Here is a 19,277-nt window from a genome sequence, read left to right on the forward strand (position 1 = left end):
TCTTAAAGGACCTTCCTTGGCCCGCGACCCGTATCAGGAACTCGGCGTTTCCCGCACCGCGACGGCGGACGAGATCCGCAAGGCGTTCCGCAAGCTGGCCAAGGCGCATCACCCGGACGCCAATCCGGGGGACAAGAAGGCCGAGGAGAAGTTCAAGCAGGTCAGCGCCGCCTTCGACATCGTCGGCGACGCCGAGAAGCGCAAGAAGTTCGACCTGGGCCAGATCGACGCCGACGGTCGCGAGACCATGCGCGGCGGCTTCGGCGGCCAGCCCGGCAACGGTCCGTTCAACGCCGGCGGCTTCGGCCAGGGCGGGTTCCATCGCGACCAAGGCCCGGAGATCGATCTGTCGGATCTGTTCGGCGGGATGTTCAACCAGGGCGGCGGCCGTGGCCCGTTCGGCGGCGGCCAGGCCGGCGGCGGCTTCTCGGCCAAGGGCGCCGACATCAAGGCTCGCCTGGACATCGACCTGGAAGAGGCGATCAAGGGCGGCAAGAAGCGCGTGGCCTTCTCGGACGGCCGCACGATCGACGTCAGCATCCCGGCCGGCGCCCAGGAAGGCCAGACCCTGCGTCTGAAGGGCCAGGGCAGCCCCGGCCGTGGCGGCCAGGGCGACGCCCTGATCGAGCTGGCCATCAAGCCGCACCCGATCTATCGCCGCGAAGGCGACGCGCTGGTCATGGACCTGCCGATCTCGATTCCCGACGCGGTGCTGGGCGGCAAGGTCGAGGCCCCGACCCCCGACGGCAACGTCATGCTGAACGTGCCCAAAGGCAGCAACAGCGGCCAGACGCTTCGCTTGAAGGGAAGAGGCATGCCCGACGCCAAGGGCAAGCGCGGCGACCTGCTGGCCAAGCTGATGGTCAGCCTGCCCGAGACCGTTGACGAAGACCTGGAAAAGTTCGCCCAGGCCTGGCGGGATCAAAAGCCCTACACGCCCAAGCGGAAGTAGTCTTGCCTCAAAGCCCCACCCGTCTTAGGGGAATTATGGGCTTTCAGATAACGGCGTCGGGTCGGCTTTCATGGTTCTGGTCAGCGTACTGGCGCTCTTGCAGGTCGCTGCGCCGATGCAGGAGACACCGGTTTCCCCCTTGCCGCCGGAGAGCGAGCAGACGGGGCTGCTCGACAGCCTGGTGATCAAGGCCACGCGCGGCAAGGCCAATGGCCCGGCCCAGCCCGAATTGACCCTGGACGCTTCGGAGATCCAGGCCACCGGGGCCGGCACCGTGCAGGATCTGGTGACCCTGCTGGCCGCCGAGATCAGCACCGGCGATCCCGACAGTCCGCCGCCGATCTACCTGGCCAACGGCCGGCGGATTTCCGGCTTTTCCGAGATCAGCGGCCTGCCCAGCCAGGCGATCGAGCGCATGGACGTGCTGCCGCCGGCGTCCGCCATCGCTTACGGCTACCGGCCCAACCAGAAGGTTGTGAACTTCGTCCTGAAGAAGCGTTTCCGCTCGGCCGCGGTCGAGCTGGAAGAGGTCGCCACGACCGCCGCCGGGCGCACGGTCGAGCGCTTTGACGGCGACGTCTTCCGCCTGGCCGGCGACGAGCGCACCACGGTCGGCCTGGACTGGCGCCAGGAGTCGGCGCTGTTCGAGACCGAGCGCGACATCTACCGCGTCCCGTCCGCGACCTCGCCCTATGGCCTGGTCGGCAATGTCGCCGCGACCAGCTTCGGGCGTGAGGTCGACCCGGCGCTGTCGGCCCTGGCCGGCGACCTGGTCACGGTAGCGCGCGCGCCGGATGTGGCCTGGAATGGGCCAGCGGGGCTGTCGGCCTTCTCGGCCGGGGCGGGCGATCCGGAGCTCTCGGGCGTCATCGCCAACCGCAGCCTGTTGCCGTCGCTGGGGCAGGGCAACTTCAAGGCCGCCATCACCCGCGACCTGGCCCGCAAGGTCAGCGTCACGGTCAGCGTCGACCTGGAAGACGCCCAGCGCACCAGCTTCCTGGGGCTGCCCGCCACGTCCGTGCGGCTGCCGGCCGGCAGTCCGTTCTCGCCGTTCGCGGGCGACGTCACGGTCTATCGTTACCTGGACGCTCCCTGGTCGCAGCTGCGCGTTCAGGACAATTTCCGAGGCCAGCTGGCCATGGCCGCCAACGGCTATGTCGGCGACTGGCGCTGGTCGCTGACCGGCAACTACGACCGCAATGACAGCGAGACGGCCACGGGCCGGGGCGTCGACAGCGCCCCCTGGAAGGCGGCGATCGCGGCGCGGGATCCGGCGGTCAATCCGTTCGGCCCGATCGCCCGCGCCCTGCTGAAGGTCAACGCCCGCGAGATCGCCAAGTCGAAGTCCCGCGCCGCCAAGGCCGAGCTGGTCCTCAACGGCGACGTCGCCGAGATCCCCGCCGGCCGCGTGTCCTCGACCATCAAGGTCGGCGGCGAGCGGGTCGAGCAGACCTCGGACGCCCTGCGCAACGGCGCGCCGGTGCGCAGCAACTACGACCGCCGGACGATGTCGGTGCAGGGCGACATCGACGTGCCCCTGGCCAGCCGCTCGCACGAGGTGCTGCCGGTGCTGGGCGAGCTGACCGCCAGCGTCAACGCCGGCTACAATGTCGAGACCTTCAAGGATCGCCTGGCGATGGGCGCAGGCCTGAACTGGTCGCCGGACAAGCTGGTCAGCGTCAATCTCAGCCTCAGCGAGGAGCAGTCGGCCCCGGCCGCCAACCAGATCGTCGATCCAGTGCTGCAGACCGCCAATGTCACGGTGTTCGACTTCAGCACCGGGACCAGCGTGACGGTCAATCGCACGGAAGGCGGCAATCGCGGCCTCGAGAACGACCGCCGCCGCACCCTGCGGGCCGGGGTCAATCTGCGGCCGGTCGGACGCGACGGCGGCGACACGCGGGTGACGGTCAACGCCAACTATGTCCGCACCCACATCGAGGACCCGATCTCGAACTTCCCGGTGATCACCCCGGCGCTGGAGGCGGCCTTCCCCGAGCGGTTCACGCGCAACGCCGACGGCGTGCTGACGGCCATCGACAGCCGGCCGCTCAACTTCGACGCCATCGACCGCGAGGAGCTGCGCGGCGGCCTGAACCTGACCCGCTTCTTCGGTCGCCCCAAGAAGAACGCGCCCAAGGGGACCAAGCCAGACCCGAAGAAGGTCGGCCAGGTGCAGGTGTCGGTGAACTACACCTTCCGCCTGCGCGACGAGACCACCTTGCGCCACGGCCTGGAGCCGCTGGACCTCTTGAACGGCGCCAGCACCAGCCGCCGCGGCCAGCCGAAGGAAGAGCTGAACTTCCGCGTCAACGCCTTCCGGCAGGGCGTGGGCCTGAACCTCAACGGCGCCTGGCGCGGCGGCAGCGTCATCGACGCCGGCCCCACCACCGGCGCCCTGCGCTTCGACGATCAGACCACGGTCAACCTGTCGGCCTTCTATGAGGTCCCCCGCGACGTGAAGGCCGGCCCGGGCTCCAGCTGGTTGGCTGGCGCCCGCGTGACCCTGGCCGCCGACAATCTGTTCTACAGCCGCCCCGTGGTGCGCGACGCCAAGGGTGCGACGCCGCAGGCCTATCAGCCGGACTATCTGGACCCGCTGGGCCGAACGGTGAAGCTGACGTTCAGGAAGAGCCTGATCGCGCTGTAGCGTGTCGACATTTGTTGACACATAGGCAACTCGAACCGATCTTCGTGGCAGGAGGTCGGCCATGCATGTCGTCGTGAAGAAGTGGGGTAACAGCGCTTCGGTGCGCATTCCGGCTCGGGTGATGGCCGCCGCGGATATCAGCATCGATCAAGCGGTTGATGTTCGAGAGGAAAACGGTCGGATCATCATCGAACCGATCCGGGCTCCAGAGTACGACCTTGATGCGATGTTGGCCGAGATGGAGCCCGAGACCTTCCACGAAGATGTGGATTTCGGTGCTCCCGTTGGCAAGGAAGTCTGGTGAGCGCGCGTTATGTCCCCGATGCGGGGGATATCGTCTGGCTGGAGTTCGATCCGCAGGCAGGACACGAACAAGCGGGCCATCGTCCGGCGCTCGTTCTGTCGCCGGCCGCATACAACGGCAAACGTGGGATGATGCTGTGCTGTCCGATGACCAGCCGGATCAAAGGTTACCCGTTCGAAGTCGTCGTGCCGGGACCCTCGCCCAGCGCCGTGCTTTCCGACCAGATCAAGAGCGTGGACTGGGTCGCCCGGCGGGCTCAGCGGAAGGACGTCGCCCCGCCTGGCGTGCTTGCAGAAACCCGCGCCAAGCTGAAAACGTTGCTGGGCGTCTGATCGCTTTGTGACCGCTATCGACGGAACTGGGCCGGTCGGTTCGTTCCAAGCGTGTCCGCCCGTGACAGAACGCCACAGCCCGTTCATAACCCCTGCGTTCAGTCTCCATTCAGCCGAGGTCCGTTAGACCGGAGAGCATGAAAACGATCCGTGTCCTTCTCGCCGCCGTCGCGCTGGTCGCCGCCCTTCCGGGCGCGGCGTCCGCGCAGCGTCACGACCGTGGTCCCGACTCGCTGGGCGCCGACTGGCGCGCGCAGTCGGACCAGGCGCGTGGCGGCGTGCAGTCGGGTCGTCTGGTGCCTCTGGGCCGCGTGATCCAGATGATCGCCTCGCGCGTTCCTGGCCGTGTGCTGGACGCTGGGCTTGAAGGCCGCAACTACCGGGTCCGCTGGGCCGCCGCCGACGGCCGCCGCATCGACTTCATCGTCGACGCCGAGACCGGCCAGATCATCAGCGGGGGCTGAGGAGCTCTACATCCATGCGTATCCTGCTCGTCGAGGACGATCCCGATCTGTCGCGTCAGCTGAAGCTGACCCTGGGCGACGCCGGCTATGCCGTCGACCACGCCCCGGACGGCGAGGAAGCCCAATATCTGGGCGAGAACGAGCCCTATGACGCGGTGATCCTCGATCTGGGCCTGCCCAAGGTGGACGGCGTGTCGGTGCTGGAGCGCTGGCGTCGCGGCAATGTCGCCACGCCCGTGCTGATCCTGACCGCGCGCGGCGCCTGGAGCGACAAGGTCGCCGGCTTCGACGCCGGGGCCGACGACTACCTGGCCAAGCCGTTCCACACCGAGGAACTGCTGGCTCGCCTGCGCGCCCTGCTGCGCCGCTCGGCTGGCCACGCCGCGCCGTCGCTGTCGTGCGGGGCTCTGCGCCTGGACCCGCGCGCGGCGCGGGCCAGCGTCAATGGCGAGCCGCTGCGCCTGACCTCGCTGGAATACCGCCTGCTGCACTACATGATGATGCACCAGGGCCGGGTGATCGGCCGCACCGAACTGGTCGAGCACCTGTACGACCAGGACTTCGACCGGGACTCGAACACCATCGAGGTGTTCATCGGCCGCCTGCGCAAGAAGTTGGGCGCCGACCGCATCGAGACCGTCCGCGGCCTGGGCTATCGCCTGACGCCGCTCGAGGGCGAGGCGACGGCATAGCCTCCATGCTGGATCTGCGCCGCCGATCGCTGGTCCGACGGCTGGTGCTGATCGCCGGCGGCTGGACGCTGCTGGTCGTGCTGGTGGCGGGGATCTTCCTGACCGCCCAGTTCCGCGACGCGGCGATCCGCCGGTTCGACCAGTCGCTGGCCGTGCTGACCGACGACCTCTATGCCGGCTCGACGGTCGACAGCGGCCAGTTGCGCGCGCCGTTTCTGACCGACATCCGGGCCACGCGGGCCTATTCCGGTCGCTACTGGGTGATCCTGGACAAGAAGGCGGACGGGTCGATGTCGCCGGTCGTGCGCTCGCGCTCGCTGTTCGATAGCGACCTGATGCTGGCCTCCAATCAGATCGACCAGCTGGAGGCCCATCCGGGCCAGACCCAGTATTTCGACATGCGTGGGCCGCAGGACAAGCCGCTGCGGGCGGCGGCCGTGCAGGCCCGCTTGCCGGGCTATGCCGATCCCGTGGTGTTCCTGGCCGCCGAGGACCGCTCGCCGATCGACGCCGACGCGGATCGGTTCGCCGGCACGACGGCCATCGCCCTGCTGATCCTGGGCGGCGGCCTGATCCTGGCGGTGGTGGTGCAGGTGCGGTTCGGCCTGCAGCCCTTGTTCCGCCTGCGCCGCGAGGTGGCCTCGGTCCGGCGCGGCAAGGCCGAGCGGCTGGCCGACGACTATCCCGAAGAGCTCGAGCCGCTGTCGCGCGAGCTGAACGCCCTGCTGGCCCACAACCAGGAAGTCGTCGAGCGCCAGCGCACCCACGTCGGCAACCTGGCCCACGCCCTGAAGACGCCGCTCTCGGTGATGCTGACTGAGGCCAGCCAGCAGCCGGGCCAGCTGGCCGAGGTGGTCGAGCGCCAGGCTCAGACCATGCGCGAGCAGGTCGACCACCACCTGCGCCGCGCCCGGGCCGCCGCCCGTTCGCAGACCAGCGGCGAGCGCACGCCGGTCGAGCCGATCCTGGACGAGCTGGCCGTCACCCTGGAGCGGATCTTCCAGGACAAGTCCGGGGGGAGGGGGGTCGAGATCGACTGGCGCTGCCCCGAGGACCTGGCCTTCCAGGGCGAGAAACAGGATTTCCTCGAAGTGGTCGGCAACGTCATGGAAAACGCCGGCAAGTGGAGCAAGGGCCGGATCCGCGTCGACGCTGTCGCGGCCGGCGAGACCCGCATGACCGTCACGGTCGACGACGACGGCCCCGGCCTGCCGCCCGAGGAACGCGCCCTGGCGCTCAAGCGCGGCCAACGGCTGGACGAGAACGCGCCGGGCACGGGCCTGGGCCTCTCCATCGTCGACGAACTGGCCCGCGCCTATGGCGGATCGGTCAAGCTTGGTGAATCACCCCTGGGCGGTTTGCGCGTCACGCTGGATCTGCCGCGCGCCGAGACGTAACCAGGGGTTGCGGCGAACGGTCGCGACCAACCCCTGTGGGCAAGTTTGCTACCGGTCACCTAAACTTCTGGTAGGCCAAGACTTTTTCCCCCGCGACATCTCGTTCCAAGACCTTGGATTTTTGACCAGTTTCGGAAATCCTTAACCTCGTTTCGAACATGGTTGACGTCTGTCGGCCGTGTGAGTCCGACACGGGGGACCATGGGCACTATCGCCGCGCATAAATTGCAGATCATCCGGACGCTGGTGGAAACCGCTCCGGACGCGGCGCTGCGCAGCCTGGAGCTGGCGCTGTCCAGCGCCGGCGCGACCGGATCCCTGGCCGCCGTGCGCGGCCTGGTCGAGGACGAGACCGCCAACCGCTTCGTCCGCAACAACATCCTGGCCCCCATCGTGCCGCTGTGTCAGCCGCGCGGCGAGGGCTGCGTCTCGTTCCCGTCGCCCGTGCTGGGCCGCGTGTGGAAGGCGCTGAAGGTCATCGTGCCGGCGCGGGTCGAGGAAGCCTCGGCCAAGTGCAATCCGTGGGACCTGGAGCAGGGCACCCCGGAAGTCTTCGACGAACTGTGCAAGACGGCCGCCGCCGGCCTGCGCGATCCCGAGAACGCCGCCTTCGACAGCGTGCGGTCGTTGTGCGACCCCGAGCATCTGGCCCTGTGCCTGCAGCTGTCGGCCATCGCCCGCTCGTGCCTGCCCAAGCTGGCCGAATGGGTCAGCCGCATGTCGGACGAGCGCGCCTTCGCCGCCAAGCTGGCCTATCGCGACGCCTGCCGGATCAGTGAGGACGCCGGCCCGCTGCTGCTGGATATGCTGTCGGCCCACCTGCCGGACGACTGGCGGATCCTGCGCGTGATCTCAGCGGTCATGGACCGACCGACCGATCGTTATCTGGCCTCGTCCGAGGCCAAGGCGTTCGGCGAGCGCGTGCTGGCCGACATCGACGCCTCGATCGCCCGCATCGAGAACTTCAACTTCGCCGACGGCGAGAAGGTCGGCCGCGAGGCCGCCCAGGGCGCCCATCGCGCCCAGCTGCAGATCGTCGAGTTCCAGCAGTCGATCGAAGTCGCCAAGGACGGCCCGTGGGGCAAGCGCCTGGCGCGCCACAAGCAGCAGATGGCCAAGGTCTGCGAGCAGCGCATGGACCAGGCCGACAAGCAGCTGGAAGCGGCCCTGCCGACCCGTCCGCTGACCATGATGGCCAAGAAGGGCAGCAAGGGCGCGGCCAAGCTGACCGAGGAGCCGGACGAGGCGATGATCCGCCGCGCCCAGTCCGCCCTGGCCTTCATCGCCGAACTGCGCTCGTGCGCCGACAAGGCCGGCTATGGCAGCTCGCGCAACAAGATCCTGGAAAAGCTGAACAGCCGCCTGGACCCCTATATCGAAGACGTCCTGCACGTGGCCCGCACGGGCGACGGCGGGGATGCGGGCCTGGCCGTGAAGTACCTGGACGTGGCGGCGGGCTTCATCGCCTACACGCGCGACGACAAGACCGCCGAGATCGTGCGGCGGCGGGCTGCGGCGGCGATCGCGGCCTAGGCTTCGAGCCACTCCACTAGCGCTGAATTCACCACCTCGGGCCGCTCGAGCGTGATCACGTGCCCGCATTCTGGCGCGATCACCAGTTTCGCGCCCGGGATCGCGGCGGCCATCTCTTCCGACAGCGCTTGCGGCGTCAGCGGATCGGCATCCCCCACCACGATCACCGTCGGAACCTTGATCTCCGCCAGCAGCGGCCGGCTGTCGACGCGCGCGATCACCGCCTCGGTTTGCCGCGCGAAACCCTCCAGCCCGACCGCGCGGCCCATGCGGATGCTGATCGCGTTGAGCTCCGGCTCGCCCTTGCGGCTGGGGTGGGTGAGGGCGTCGGCGCCCAAAGCGAGAAAGCGCTCGAAGCCGACGGCGCGGGCCTGGTCCAGCATCTTGCGGCGGGCGGCGGTTTGTTCGGGTGTGTCGGGGCGGGCTGAGGTGCAGACGAGAGCCAGTTTCTCGACCCGTTCGGGCGCCTGGCGCATGATCTCCAACGCCAGATAGCCGCCCATCGACACGCCGACGAGGGCGAAGCGCGGCGGGGCGGCGGCCAGGATCAGGGCGGCCATCTCGGGCAGGGTGTCGCCTTCCAGCGTATGGGCGATCTGCACCGGGCCATGCGGCCACAAGGCGGGCAGTTGCGGGGCGAAGATCTCTTCCGAGCACAGCAGCCCCGGAACCAGCACGATCGGCGTCATCGTCACTCCCTGCGCAGCATGCGACATCTCCGTCCTTAAGCGCTTTTTCCGCTAACGGCGAAGGCCGGAACACGCTACCACGCGGCCATGATCGCTTTCTGGATCGCCGCGACGGGGCTGTCGGCCGTGACGGCCGGGCTGGTGCTGCGCGGAGCCGCGCGCGCCCGGCCGATCGACGACGCCCAGACGCGGCTCGAGCCGCATCGCCGCCGCCTGGCCGAGGTCGAGCGCCTGGCCATGGACGGACTGCTGGCGGAAGGCGAACTGAAGGCCGCCCGCGCCGAGGCCGCTCGCGGCCTGCTGGCCGCCGCCGACCAGACCCAGGTGTGGGAGCGCGACGGCGTCGGCCCGCGCAAGGCCGTGGTGGTCGCCGTCGGCGCGGCCTGCGTCGCCGCCGTCGGCCTGTATGTCACCCTGGGCCGTCCCGAACTGTCCGACCAGCCTTATGCCAAGCGCGTCGCCGCCTGGAAGGCCGCCGATCCGGCCACCCTGGCGCCCGAGCAGATCGCCGCCGTGCTGGAAGGCGTCGTCGCCGAGCGTCCCAAGGACCCCGAGCCGCTGGTGTTCCTGGCCAAGGCCCGCGCCGCCGCCGGCGACCTGACCGGCGCCGAGGCCGCCCTGCGCAAGGCCGTCCACGTTGCTCCCAAGCGCGCTGATATCTGGAGCCTGCTGGGCGAGACCTTCATGATGGAGGCGAAAGGCCAGGTCACCGCCGACGCCAAGCTGGCCTTCGGCGAGGCGCTGAAAGTCGATCCCGCCGACGTGCGCGCCCGCTATTATCTGGGTCGCGGCAAGATCGCCGATGGCGACGTCCAGGGCGGCTTGGCCGACTGGCGCGCCCTGGTCGCTGGCCTGCCCGCTGCTGACCCCGGCCGCGCCGCGCTGGCGCAGGAGATCGCCCAGGTCGAGGCCAAGGGCGGCCTGCCCAGCGTCGAGCCCGCCGCCGAGGCCAATCCGCAGGTCCAGGGCATGATCGCCGGCATGGTCGAAGGGCTGGCCGCGCGCCTGGCCCAGTCGCCCGACGACGCCGACGGCTGGGTGCGCCTGGTCCGCGCCTATGCCGTGCTGGGCGAGACCGCCAAGCGCGACGCGGCGCTGGCCTCGGCCTCGGCCCGCTTCAAGGACCAGCCCAAGGTGCTGTCGGCCCTGCGCCAGGCCGCCGACACGCCAGCCCAAGCTAAGACCCAATGAGTTTCTGGCCGAAATCCCGCAAGGCGCGCCGGCGTCTGACCATCCTGCTGGCCATCGCGCCGGTGCTGGTCCTGGCCGTCGGCCTGGCGCTGTACGGTCTGCGCGACAGCATCTCGCTGTTCTACACGCCGGCCCAGGCCAAGGCCGCCAATGTCGCGCCGGGCCGCAAGGTGCAGCTGGGCGGCCTGGTGCAGCACGGCAGCGTGGTCAAGCACCCCGGCGGCGACGTCGAGTTCGTGGTCGCCGACCAGCAAGCCACGGCGAAAGTCAGCTATCACGGCGACCTGCCGGACCTGTTCCGCGAAGGGCAAGGGATCGTCGCTGAGGGGACCTTTGATACGAACGGTGTCTTCGTCGCCAAGCAGGTGCTGGCCAAGCACGACGAACGCTACATGCCGCGCGAAGTGGCCAAGGCGCTGAAGAAGCAGGGCGAGTGGCGTGGCGAGGGCGCGGGCGCTCCGAGCTACGACAGACCCTCCCCCCAGGGGGGAGGTGGTCGCGAAGCGACCGGTGGGGGAAGTCCTGCTGACCCGGCCACGCCCCCCTCCGACCTTCGGTCGCCTCCCCCACAGGGGGAGGGGCGTCGATGATCACCGAACTGGGCGCCTTCGCCCTGATCCTGTCGCTGGCGCTTTCCTTCGCCCAGACTGGTCTGTCGGCCGTCGGCGGCGCGCGGCGCTCGCCGGTGCTGGCGGGGGCCGGACGCGGGGCGGCGGTGGCGACGTTCCTGGCCGTGGCCGTGGCCTTCGCGGCCCTGATCCATGCCTTCGTGACCTCGGACTTCTCGGTCGCCAACGTGGCGGCCAACTCGCACACGGCCAAGCCGTTGTTCTACAAGGTGGCCGGCGCCTGGGGCAGCCACGAGGGCTCGATGCTGCTGTGGTGCCTGGTGCTGACCGGCTACGGCGCGGCCATGGCCTTCTTCGGCGACAGCTTGCCGCCGCGCCTGCGGGCCTACGCCATCGCCATCCAGGGCGCGCTGGGCGTGCTGTTCCTGGCCTACACCGTCTTTGCCTCCAACCCGCTGGCGCGCCTGCTGGACGTCCCGGTCGAGGGGCGCTCGCTCAATCCGCTGTTGCAGGACTGGGCGCTGGCCGTGCACCCGCCGTTCCTCTACGCCGGCTATGTCGGTTTCTCGGTAGTCTATTCGCTGTCCTTGGCGGCGCTGATCGAAGGCCGGATCGACGCGGCCTGGGCGCGCTGGGTGCGGCCCTGGACCCTGGCGGCCTGGAGCCTGCTGACCATCGGCATCACGCTCGGCGCCTTCTGGGCCTATTACGAGCTGGGCTGGGGCGGCTGGTGGGCCTGGGATCCGGTCGAGAACGCCAGCTTCATGCCGTGGCTGATCGGCGCGGCCTTGCTGCACTCGGCCATCGTCACCGAAAAGCGCGGCGCGCTGCCGGGCTGGACGGCGTTCCTGGCCCTGGCGGCCTTCACCTTCTCGATGTTGGGCGCCTTCCTGGTGCGCTCGGGCGTGCTGACCAGCGTCCACGCCTTCGCCGTCGACCCGACGCGCGGCGTGCTGCTGCTGATGATGATGGGCCTGGCGGCAGGGACCGGTTTCCTGCTGTTTGGCCTGCGCGCCGGCAGCCTCAATCCGGGCGGCCAGTTCCGGCCGATCAGCCGCGAGAGCGCTATCGTGCTCAACAACATCCTGCTGTCGACGGCGACGGCGGTGGTGCTGCTGGGCACGCTGTACCCGCTGATCCGCGAGGCCATGGACGGCGAGGCCGTCTCGGTCGGCGCGCCGTTCTTCAGCCTGACCTTCGTGCCGCTGATGCTGCTGGCCTTCGCCGTGCTGCCGGCCGGGCCGCTGCTGGCCTGGAAGCGTGGCGACGCCAAGGGCGTGGCCCGCAAGCTGTGGATCGTGTTGGCCGTCGCCGCCCTGCTGGGCCTCGTGGCCTATGGGATCGTGCAGCCGCGCAAGGCCCTGGCCAGCGGCGGTCTCGCTCTCGGCTTCTGGCTGCTGGGCGGCGCACTGCTGGAGATGGCCGAGCGCCTGAAGCTGTTCCGTGCGCCTGCCGGCGAGAGCATCCGCCGCGCCCGCGGCCTGCCGCGCGGCGCCTGGGGCACGACCCTGGCCCATGCCGGCCTTGGCCTGTTCGTGCTGGGCGCGGCCTTCGAGACCGCCTGGAAGGTCGAGGCCGCCCAGGCGCTCAGCCTCAACGACACCCAGCAGTTGGGCGCCTACACCCTGACGCTCAGCGACGTCGGCACGGTCGAGGGCCCGAACTACCTGGCCGAGCGCGGCATCGTCTCGGTCAAGAACAAGGCCGGGACCGAGGTCTGCCACGCCGAACCCGAGCGCCGCTTCTATCCGACCGGCGGCCAGACGACTTCGGAAGTGGCCATCTGCCCCAGCGTGCTGGACGACATATACATCGTGCTGGGCGAGCGCCGGGCGGGCGAAGGCGGCAAGCCGGCCTGGCTGGTGCGGGCCTATGTGAACCCGTGGGTGCGGCTGATCTTCCTGGGCCCGCTGATCATGGCCCTGGGCGGCATCGTCTCGCTGTCGGACCGCCGCGTGCGCCTGGGCGTGGGCCGTCGGGCCGATGAGGTGGTGTCGTGAAGCGCGCCCTGCTGATCAGCCTGGCCTCGATCGCCCTGATGGCCGGCGCGGCCGAGCCGACTGAGCGTCTGCCCGATCCGGCGCTAGAGGCCCGCGCCCGTCACCTGTTCAAGGAAGTGCGCTGTCTGGTCTGCCAGAACGAGTCGATCGACGACTCCGAGGCCCAGCTGGCCGGCGACCTGCGGCAGATTGTCCGCGAGCAGGTCAAGGCCGGGCGCAGCGACGCCCAGGTCCGCGCGTTCCTGGTCGAGCGCTACGGCGAGTTCGTGCTGCTGAAACCGGCCTTCTCGGCCGGCAACGCTGTGCTGTGGCTGGCTCCGATCGGGGTGTTGCTGGTCGGGGGCGGCCTGATGTTCGGTCTGCTGCGCCGTCGCGAGGAGCCGCCCGTTGAGCTTTCGCAGGACGAAGAAGAGCGCGTGAAGCGCCTCTTGGAAGACGATTGACACGATTGCGCCGAAAAAGAGCCTCAAGAAGCGCCTTTCGGATGACGGAAAGATAATTCGGGAACCATTGCACCTTTTATTGTCGGGACTAGGTTCTCAGATCGACTGGGACGTCGCGCCGGGCGCGAGGTTGATGCGAAAGGGACCGCGCGCGGGTCGCGCGGGTGAGGAAGAGACGAATGACCGCTAGGAAGTCGGGATTCATTGTGGGCGCCGTCGCGGGCGCGGGCGTGGCCTGTGCGGCCCTGGCCGGCGTAGGCATGCGCATGGGCGGGGCTGACGCCGCCGAGGCGCCGGCCATCCGTCCGATCAGCGCCGGAGCGCCGGCCTTCGCGCCGCCGCCGGGCGCGCCGATGTCGTTCGCCGACATCTTCGAAAAGGTCTCGCCGGCGGTCGTCCAGATCAACGTGACCTCCAAGGCCTCGCCGCCGTCGCTGCGCATCCCGGGCCTGGAAGGCTTCGACATCGTGCCGCGCGGCCAGAAGGGCAAGCCGGGCCAAGGCCAGGGGCAGGACGGTGAGGACGGCGATTCGCCGGCCACGCCGAAGCAGCAGTCCGCCGGTTCTGGCTTCTTCATCTCGGCCGATGGCTACATCGTCACCAACAACCACGTCGTGGCCGACGCCGACGACATCCAGGTGGTGATGAAGGACGGCCGCGAGCTGAAGGCCACCCTGGTCGGTCGCGACGAAGGCACCGACCTGGCCGTCATCAAGGTCATCGACCCGAAGGCCAAGGGCGCCGACTTCCCGTATGTGAACTTCGAGAACCAGGCCAAGCCGCGGGTCGGCGACTGGGTCATCACCATCGGCAACCCGTTCGGCCTGGGCGGCACCGCCACGGCCGGCATCATCTCGGCCTATAACCGCGATCTGGGCGACAACACCTCGTCGTTCGTGAACTACATCCAGATCGACGCGCCGATTAACCGGGGTAATTCGGGCGGCCCGTCGTTCGACATCTACGGCCGGGTGATCGGCGTCAACAGCGCCATCTACTCGCCGTCGGGCGGCTCGGTCGGCATCGGCTTTGCCATCCCCGCCGACATCGCCGAGGACACCGCCAAGCAGCTGATCGCCGGCGGCAAGGTCGTGCGCGGCTATATCGGCGTGACCATCCAGGACTTCAGCGCCGAGTCGGCCGAGGCCCTGGGCCTGAAGGACGTGAAGGGCGCGATCATCGCCGAGGTGACCGCTGGCGGCCCCGCCAACAAGGCTGGCCTGCTGCCCGACGACATCCTGACCGCCGTCAACGGCGTGGCCGTGGCCAACCGTTCGGAACTGACCCGCGAAGTCGCCAAGGCCCGTCCGGGCGAAGGCGTCAAGCTGTCGATCATTCGCGACGGCAAGCCGCGCGTCGTCACCGTCGTGTCGGGCACCCGTCCGGCCGAAGGTTCGCTGCTGGGCAACGACGACCAGGATCAGGACAACGGCGCGACGCCGACCCCGGACAAGCCCGCCAGCCAGAAGGTTGACGCGCTGGGCCTGACGCTGGGTCCGATCGACCCGGCCTCACGCCAGACCTACAAGATCGACAGCGAGATCAAGGGTCTGCTAATCACCGGCGTGAAGGGCGACAGCGACGCGGGCGAGAAGGGCCTGGCCAAGGGCGACGTGCTCTCGACCATCAACGGCGCCCCGGTCGTCAGCGTGGCCGAGGTCAACAGCGCCATCGCCACCGCCAAGAAGGCCGGCCGCACCAGCGTGCTGGTCAAGGTGATCCGCCAGAACCGCCCGGTCTTCGTCCCGCTGAAGATCGCGCCGTAGGCTGACGACGCTTTAGACGATCAAGCCCCGTTCCGGTCCGCCGGAGCGGGGCTTTTTCGTATCTGTCCAAGGTTTAAGTTACGCCGGTCGTCGAAACGGCTATCAAGCCTGCAACTGTCGCGCGATGGACCAGAATCGGGAGAACGTTGATCGTTCCGCTGTTCTGCTTGAGCGCATAAGGGGCTCACTGATGCGTATTCTGATTATCGAGGACGACCTGGAAGCCGCCGCCGCCATGGCGCACGGCCTGAAGGAAGCTGGCTACGACGTCGAGCACGCGCCCGATGGCGAGGCCGGCCTGGGCGTGGCCCAGAAGGGCGGCTTCGACGTGCTGGTCGTCGACCGCATGATGCCCAAGATGGACGGCGTCACCGTCGTCGAGACCCTGCGCCGCGAGGGCGACCAGACGCCGGTGCTGTTTCTGTCGGCCCTGGGCGAGGTCAATGACCGCGTCGTGGGCCTGAAGGCGGGCGCCGACGACTACCTGGTCAAACCGTACGCCTTCCCCGAGCTGATGGCCCGCGTCGAGGCCCTGTCGCGCCGCCGCGAGACCGGCGCCGTGGCCACGACCCTGAAGGTCGGCGAGCTCGAGATGAACCTGATCAACCGGACGGTCCATCGCCAGGGCAAGGAGATCGATCTCCAGCCCCGCGAATTCCAGCTCCTGGAGTTCATGATGCGCCACGCCGGCCAGTCGGTGACCCGCACCATGCTGCTGGAGAAGGTCTGGGAATACCACTTCGACCCGCAGACCAACGTCATCGACGTGCACATCTCGCGCCTGCGTTCGAAGATCGACAAGGGCTTCGACCGTCCGATGCTGCAGACCGTGCGCGGGGCCGGTTACCGGCTGGATCCGTAGGCGGTCAGGCGAGGGCGTGGTAGGATCAGACCATGAACAAGCCTGCCAAGCCCGAGGCTGAAGATCTGGAACCGGTCGGGGACGGCCTGGGCCCAGTCCCGACTGAAGGCGAGATGGACGCCTGGTACGAGCGCAACCGCGAAGTCATCGGCCAGCTGGTCGAGGAGGCGCTCGCGGAGACCGAGCCTCCGACGCCCTGGGATCCCGAAGAGATCATGGCCGAGGTGCGAGAGCAGCTCCGCAAGGAAGGTCGCTAGCGTCGCGCATGGCGGGGACGGGGATCAGCTACAGCGCTAAGGCGCGAGGCGATGTCGTCCGGCTGTCTCTTTGGATCGCCAGGGACGGTGGAGAGGCTCGCGCCCAAGACCAGGTCGACCGGATCGCCGCGACCCTCCAGCGTTTGGCGCGCCGTCCACGGCTTGGATGGCAAGACACCAAGACGCCAGGGGAGCCGCGCGTGTTCAGTGTCCGCCCTTGGAAAATTATCTACCGGCCGCTTGCCGATGGAAGCGGCATCCACGTTCTCCGTATCCTCGACAGTCGCCAGGACATCTCGGCGCTGCTCGGCAAGAAGACCTAGAAGCCCATGCGTCTGCCGCGCCTTCTCCGCACCACGCCGTTCCGGCTGACCCTGCTGTTCCTGACCCTGTTCGCGGCGGCGGCCAGCGCCTTCCTGGGCTACATTTATGTGGCCACGGCGGGCGAGGTGAACCGCCGCTCGCAGGCCGAGATCAGCCGTGAGTTCGAGAGCCTGGAGGCGGCCTATCGCCAGGGCGGCGTCGACGCCCTGAACCAGACCATCGTCGAGCGGGCGACGGGCGAGCGGCCGTTCCTGTATTTCCTGGCCGACAAGGACGGCAAGCGGATCTCCGGCTCGATCGAGGAGTCGCCGGTCAGCAACTTCACCGGCGACGGCCCCGAATGGGCCAGCTTCAAGGTCACCGAGACCGACCTGGACGGCGCCGAGGTCAAGGCCGCCGCGCGCGGGGTGCAGCAGCGGCTCGAGCGCGGCGAGATCTTGTTCGTCGGGGCCGATGTCGACGCTTCCGAAGCCTATGTCCGCAAGATCGTCCGGGCCCTGTGGGGCGCCGGGACGCTGGTCATCCTGCTGGGCCTGGCCGGCGGGGTGCTGATCAGCCGCAATGTCAGCCGCTCGATGCAGGGGCTGGTCGACGTGGTCAACGACGTCCGGGCCGGCGACCTGCACGCCCGGGCCAAGGTGCGCGGCACGCGCGACGAATATGACGAGCTGGCCGAGGGCCTGAACGACATGCTCGACCGGATCGAGCGCCTGATGGGCGGCCTGCGCCACGCCGGCGACGCCATCGCCCACGACCTGCGCTCGCCGCTGACCCGCCTGCGCGCCCGCATGGAGGTCGCCCTGATCGACGCCGAGAACGGCAAGGGCGATCCGGTGGCGGCGCTGGAGACCGCCCTGTCCGACGCCGACGGCGTGCTGAAGACCTTCAACGCGGTGCTGGCCATCGCCCGCCTGCAGGCCGCCGGCTCGGCCCCCGACCAGCAGGCCTTCGACGCCTCGGAACTGGCCACCGACATGGCCGAGCTCTACGAGTTCTCGTGCGAGGACAAGGGCCTGGACTTCAAGGCCGAGATCACGCCCGCCCTGAACATCAAGGGCAACCGCGAGTTCCTGGCCCAGGCCCTGGCCAACATCCTCGACAACGCCATCAAATACACCCCCGAGGGCGGAGCGATCATGCTGCGCGCGCGGCGCACCTCGTCGGGCGAGCTGGAATTCTCGGTCACCGACACCGGCCCCGGCGTGCCCGAGGCCGATCGTCCCCGCGTGGTCCAGCGCTTCGTGCGCCTGGAAAACAGCCGCAGCGAGCCGGGCGCCGGCCTGGGCCTGTCGCTGGTCAGCGCCGTCGCGACCTCGCACGGCGGCCGACTGGAACTGGCCGAGGGGCCGGGCGAGTACAACGGCATGGGACCGGGGCTGCGTGTGGCGCTGGTGCTGCCACGGGTGGAGTAGAAGCCTGGCGTTTTTGCCAGCGATCAAGGCCTGGATCTGGCCATAGGCGCCGCCGATACCGGCTTCCGACCTATTGCGGACGTTACACCGGGCGGCAAGTATGCCGGTCATGAAGCCAGCCAAAACGTCTATAGAGCTCATCGTGGCAGCGGACGAGCCGGCGCTGCTTTTCTCCTCCGTGGCTGCGGCTGAACAGTATCTCGAAGCGATTGATGTCCGGGACGGCGTTTATACGGCGGCCTATGGACCAGCGGGTGAGCCCTTCAGCATCAACGCTGTGGGTGACAGCGTCGTGATCCGACGGAGCGCCGACGAACTGCTCCCCAACCACCTCGTGCAACTGCTTCAGAAGCTTCTGCCATCTGAAGAACTGTCGGACGACCTTGCCGTCTTACTGGAACGGCTTTCCTCGCAGGTGTCGGCTTAGGCTCTACTCCGCATGGCGGACGGCCGCTCCGGTCTCTAGTCAGGCCTGCGCAGAAGTACTCGAAAGGCCGACTACTGCCCCTGCACCCAGGTGATCGCGCCCGTATAGGGGTCCATCTGGGCGGCCATGCCGGGACGCAGGTCGCCGGCGTCGGGGCCGCGCGGCGAGACGCTCCAGACGATGACCATGGCCATCACCGCCAGGAAGGTCATGGTCAGGAACCCGGCGATGTCGCGGTGCAGGCTGGGCTCGCGCCGGTTCAGCAGCGACACGCGCAGGATCAGCGGATGGGTGGCCCAGCCGCAGGCCAGGGGCGAGGTGGCGACGCTCATCTGCGCCTTCATCAGGGTCTTGGCGTAGTCGGCGCGGATGTCGCTGCGCAGGGCGACGACGGTGGCGTCGCAGGCCAGCTCCTGGTCGATGCGCACCAGCCGCGTGGCCAGGGCGATCATCGGGTTGCACCAGCCCAGCACGCCGGCGCCGGCGATCACCAGGTTGGCGATCGGGTCGCCGCGATGGATGTGCGTGCGCTCGTGCAGGGTGATCATCTCGCGCTCGCGGGCGTCGAAGCGCTGGTTGAAGTCGGACGGCAGCACCACGCGCGGCCACAGGGCGCCCATGACGGCCGGACCGGCCAGGCCCTGGTCGACCTTGCGGCGGAACAGGCGCTCGCGCAGGACCAGGACGCCGGTGGCGACGGCGCAGCCGGCCAGCCACAGCAGGATCAACTTGGAGGCCCATTCGCCCAGCGGTCGGGCGGGCGAGCCGAAGTCCATGGTCTCGGCCAGGCTGGGTAGGAAGGCGGCGGCCGCAGCGGCCGGCACGATGGCCCACAGGCCATAGGCCCGGCGCGGTCCGAACAGCTGGCGCGCGGACGGCCGCAGGATGATGACCAGCAGCACCGCGGCGGCGGCGGCGATCTGGGCCCGGATTAGGGCGAGGGCGAAGAGCTCGGTCATTCTTGAGCAGTTCCTGGCCGTTTCCTCAAACGCGATGGTTACAACTGTAAATTC

General features: G+C 69.0%; 19 protein-coding genes and 1 pseudogene. 18 read left to right on the top strand and 2 right to left on the bottom strand.

The features are described from left to right. The first annotated feature begins 16 nt into the window (after window positions 1-16). From AC1RRR_RS17535 to AC1RRR_RS17570, 8 genes are all read left to right on the top strand, one after another. The gene (locus AC1RRR_RS17535; protein ID WP_492815079.1) at window positions 17-952 is read left to right on the top strand and encodes a DnaJ C-terminal domain-containing protein; all 936 of its coding nucleotides are present in this window, start codon (window positions 17-19) and stop codon (window positions 950-952) included. A gap of 70 nt (window positions 953-1,022) precedes the next feature. Then, window positions 1,023-3,602, top strand: a complete 2,580-nt coding sequence (locus tag AC1RRR_RS17540; RefSeq protein ID WP_492815081.1) for a porin family protein — start codon at window positions 1,023-1,025, stop codon at window positions 3,600-3,602. Between the two features lie 61 nt (window positions 3,603-3,663). Then, window positions 3,664-3,906, top strand: coding sequence for an AbrB/MazE/SpoVT family DNA-binding domain-containing protein (locus AC1RRR_RS17545; RefSeq protein WP_492815083.1), 243 nt, complete (start codon window positions 3,664-3,666; stop codon window positions 3,904-3,906). Further along, entirely contained in the window at window positions 3,903-4,238 is a 336-nt protein-coding gene (mazF, locus tag AC1RRR_RS17550; RefSeq protein ID WP_492815085.1) for an endoribonuclease MazF, read from the top strand. The genes AC1RRR_RS17545 and mazF overlap by 4 nt, the downstream gene beginning before the upstream one ends. Before the next feature lie 137 nt (window positions 4,239-4,375). Further along, window positions 4,376-4,702, top strand: coding sequence for a PepSY domain-containing protein (locus tag AC1RRR_RS17555; protein WP_492815087.1), 327 nt, complete (start codon window positions 4,376-4,378; stop codon window positions 4,700-4,702). A gap of 14 nt (window positions 4,703-4,716) precedes the next feature. Beyond that, window positions 4,717-5,394, top strand: a complete 678-nt coding sequence (locus AC1RRR_RS17560; RefSeq protein WP_454714518.1) for a response regulator transcription factor — start codon at window positions 4,717-4,719, stop codon at window positions 5,392-5,394. A 5-nt stretch (window positions 5,395-5,399) separates the two neighbouring features. Beyond that, entirely contained in the window at window positions 5,400-6,791 is a 1,392-nt protein-coding gene (locus tag AC1RRR_RS17565) for an ATP-binding protein (RefSeq protein ID WP_492815089.1), read from the top strand. Window positions 6,792-6,953: 162 nt separating this feature from the next. Beyond that, window positions 6,954-8,324, top strand: a complete 1,371-nt coding sequence (locus AC1RRR_RS17570) for a hypothetical protein (protein ID WP_492815091.1) — start codon at window positions 6,954-6,956, stop codon at window positions 8,322-8,324. Here the strand turns inward: AC1RRR_RS17570 and AC1RRR_RS17575 are convergent. Beyond that, entirely contained in the window at window positions 8,321-9,013 is a 693-nt protein-coding gene (locus AC1RRR_RS17575; RefSeq protein ID WP_492815093.1) for an alpha/beta fold hydrolase, read from the bottom strand. The genes AC1RRR_RS17570 and AC1RRR_RS17575 overlap by 4 nt on opposite strands. A gap of 87 nt (window positions 9,014-9,100) precedes the next feature. Between AC1RRR_RS17575 and ccmI the strand changes: the two genes are divergently transcribed. The 10 genes and pseudogenes from ccmI (at window position 9,101) to AC1RRR_RS17625 (ending at window position 18,264) form a co-directional block, all read left to right on the top strand. After that, the gene (gene ccmI, locus AC1RRR_RS17580; RefSeq protein ID WP_492815095.1) at window positions 9,101-10,204 is read left to right on the top strand and encodes a c-type cytochrome biogenesis protein CcmI; all 1,104 of its coding nucleotides are present in this window, start codon (window positions 9,101-9,103) and stop codon (window positions 10,202-10,204) included. After that, window positions 10,201-10,686: pseudogene (gene ccmE, locus AC1RRR_RS17585) on the top strand (cytochrome c maturation protein CcmE); the annotation flags it as partial. The gene ccmI and the pseudogene ccmE, both read left to right, overlap by 4 nt. A 104-nt stretch (window positions 10,687-10,790) precedes the next feature. After that, on the top strand, window positions 10,791-12,773 hold the full coding sequence (locus AC1RRR_RS17590; protein WP_492815097.1) for a heme lyase CcmF/NrfE family subunit: 1,983 nt from the start codon (window positions 10,791-10,793) through the stop codon (window positions 12,771-12,773). Continuing rightward, window positions 12,770-13,216: a cytochrome c-type biogenesis protein gene (locus AC1RRR_RS17595; protein ID WP_492815099.1), complete on the top strand. Its 447-nt coding sequence runs from the start codon at window positions 12,770-12,772 to the stop codon at window positions 13,214-13,216. The genes AC1RRR_RS17590 and AC1RRR_RS17595 overlap by 4 nt, the downstream gene beginning before the upstream one ends. 179 nt (window positions 13,217-13,395) lie before the next feature. Continuing rightward, a complete protein-coding gene (locus AC1RRR_RS17600; RefSeq protein ID WP_492815101.1) occupies window positions 13,396-14,982 on the top strand; it encodes a Do family serine endopeptidase in 1,587 nt (528 codons plus the stop codon). A 190-nt stretch (window positions 14,983-15,172) separates the two neighbouring features. Beyond that, the gene (gene uczR, locus AC1RRR_RS17605) at window positions 15,173-15,844 is read left to right on the top strand and encodes a two-component system response regulator UczR (protein WP_291875595.1); all 672 of its coding nucleotides are present in this window, start codon (window positions 15,173-15,175) and stop codon (window positions 15,842-15,844) included. Between the two features lie 32 nt (window positions 15,845-15,876). Then, window positions 15,877-16,101, top strand: coding sequence for a hypothetical protein (locus AC1RRR_RS17610; protein WP_492815103.1), 225 nt, complete (start codon window positions 15,877-15,879; stop codon window positions 16,099-16,101). An 8-nt stretch (window positions 16,102-16,109) separates the two neighbouring features. Beyond that, window positions 16,110-16,424, top strand: a complete 315-nt coding sequence (locus tag AC1RRR_RS17615; RefSeq protein ID WP_492815105.1) for a type II toxin-antitoxin system RelE/ParE family toxin — start codon at window positions 16,110-16,112, stop codon at window positions 16,422-16,424. A 6-nt stretch (window positions 16,425-16,430) separates the two neighbouring features. Further along, complete coding sequence (gene uczS / locus AC1RRR_RS17620) at window positions 16,431-17,837, top strand: two-component system sensor histidine kinase UczS (RefSeq protein ID WP_492815107.1); 1,407 nt, start codon at window positions 16,431-16,433, stop codon at window positions 17,835-17,837. A gap of 100 nt (window positions 17,838-17,937) precedes the next feature. Beyond that, complete coding sequence (locus AC1RRR_RS17625) at window positions 17,938-18,264, top strand: hypothetical protein (RefSeq protein WP_492815109.1); 327 nt, start codon at window positions 17,938-17,940, stop codon at window positions 18,262-18,264. A gap of 71 nt (window positions 18,265-18,335) precedes the next feature. On the opposite strand, the gene AC1RRR_RS17630 is transcribed toward AC1RRR_RS17625, so the two are convergent. Then, window positions 18,336-19,223, bottom strand: a complete 888-nt coding sequence (locus tag AC1RRR_RS17630; RefSeq protein WP_492815111.1) for a M56 family metallopeptidase — start codon at window positions 19,221-19,223, stop codon at window positions 18,336-18,338. Window positions 19,224-19,277: the final 54 nt, after the last annotated feature.

It is taken from the genome of Caulobacter sp. GW821-FHT12D05 (assembly GCF_058807295.1).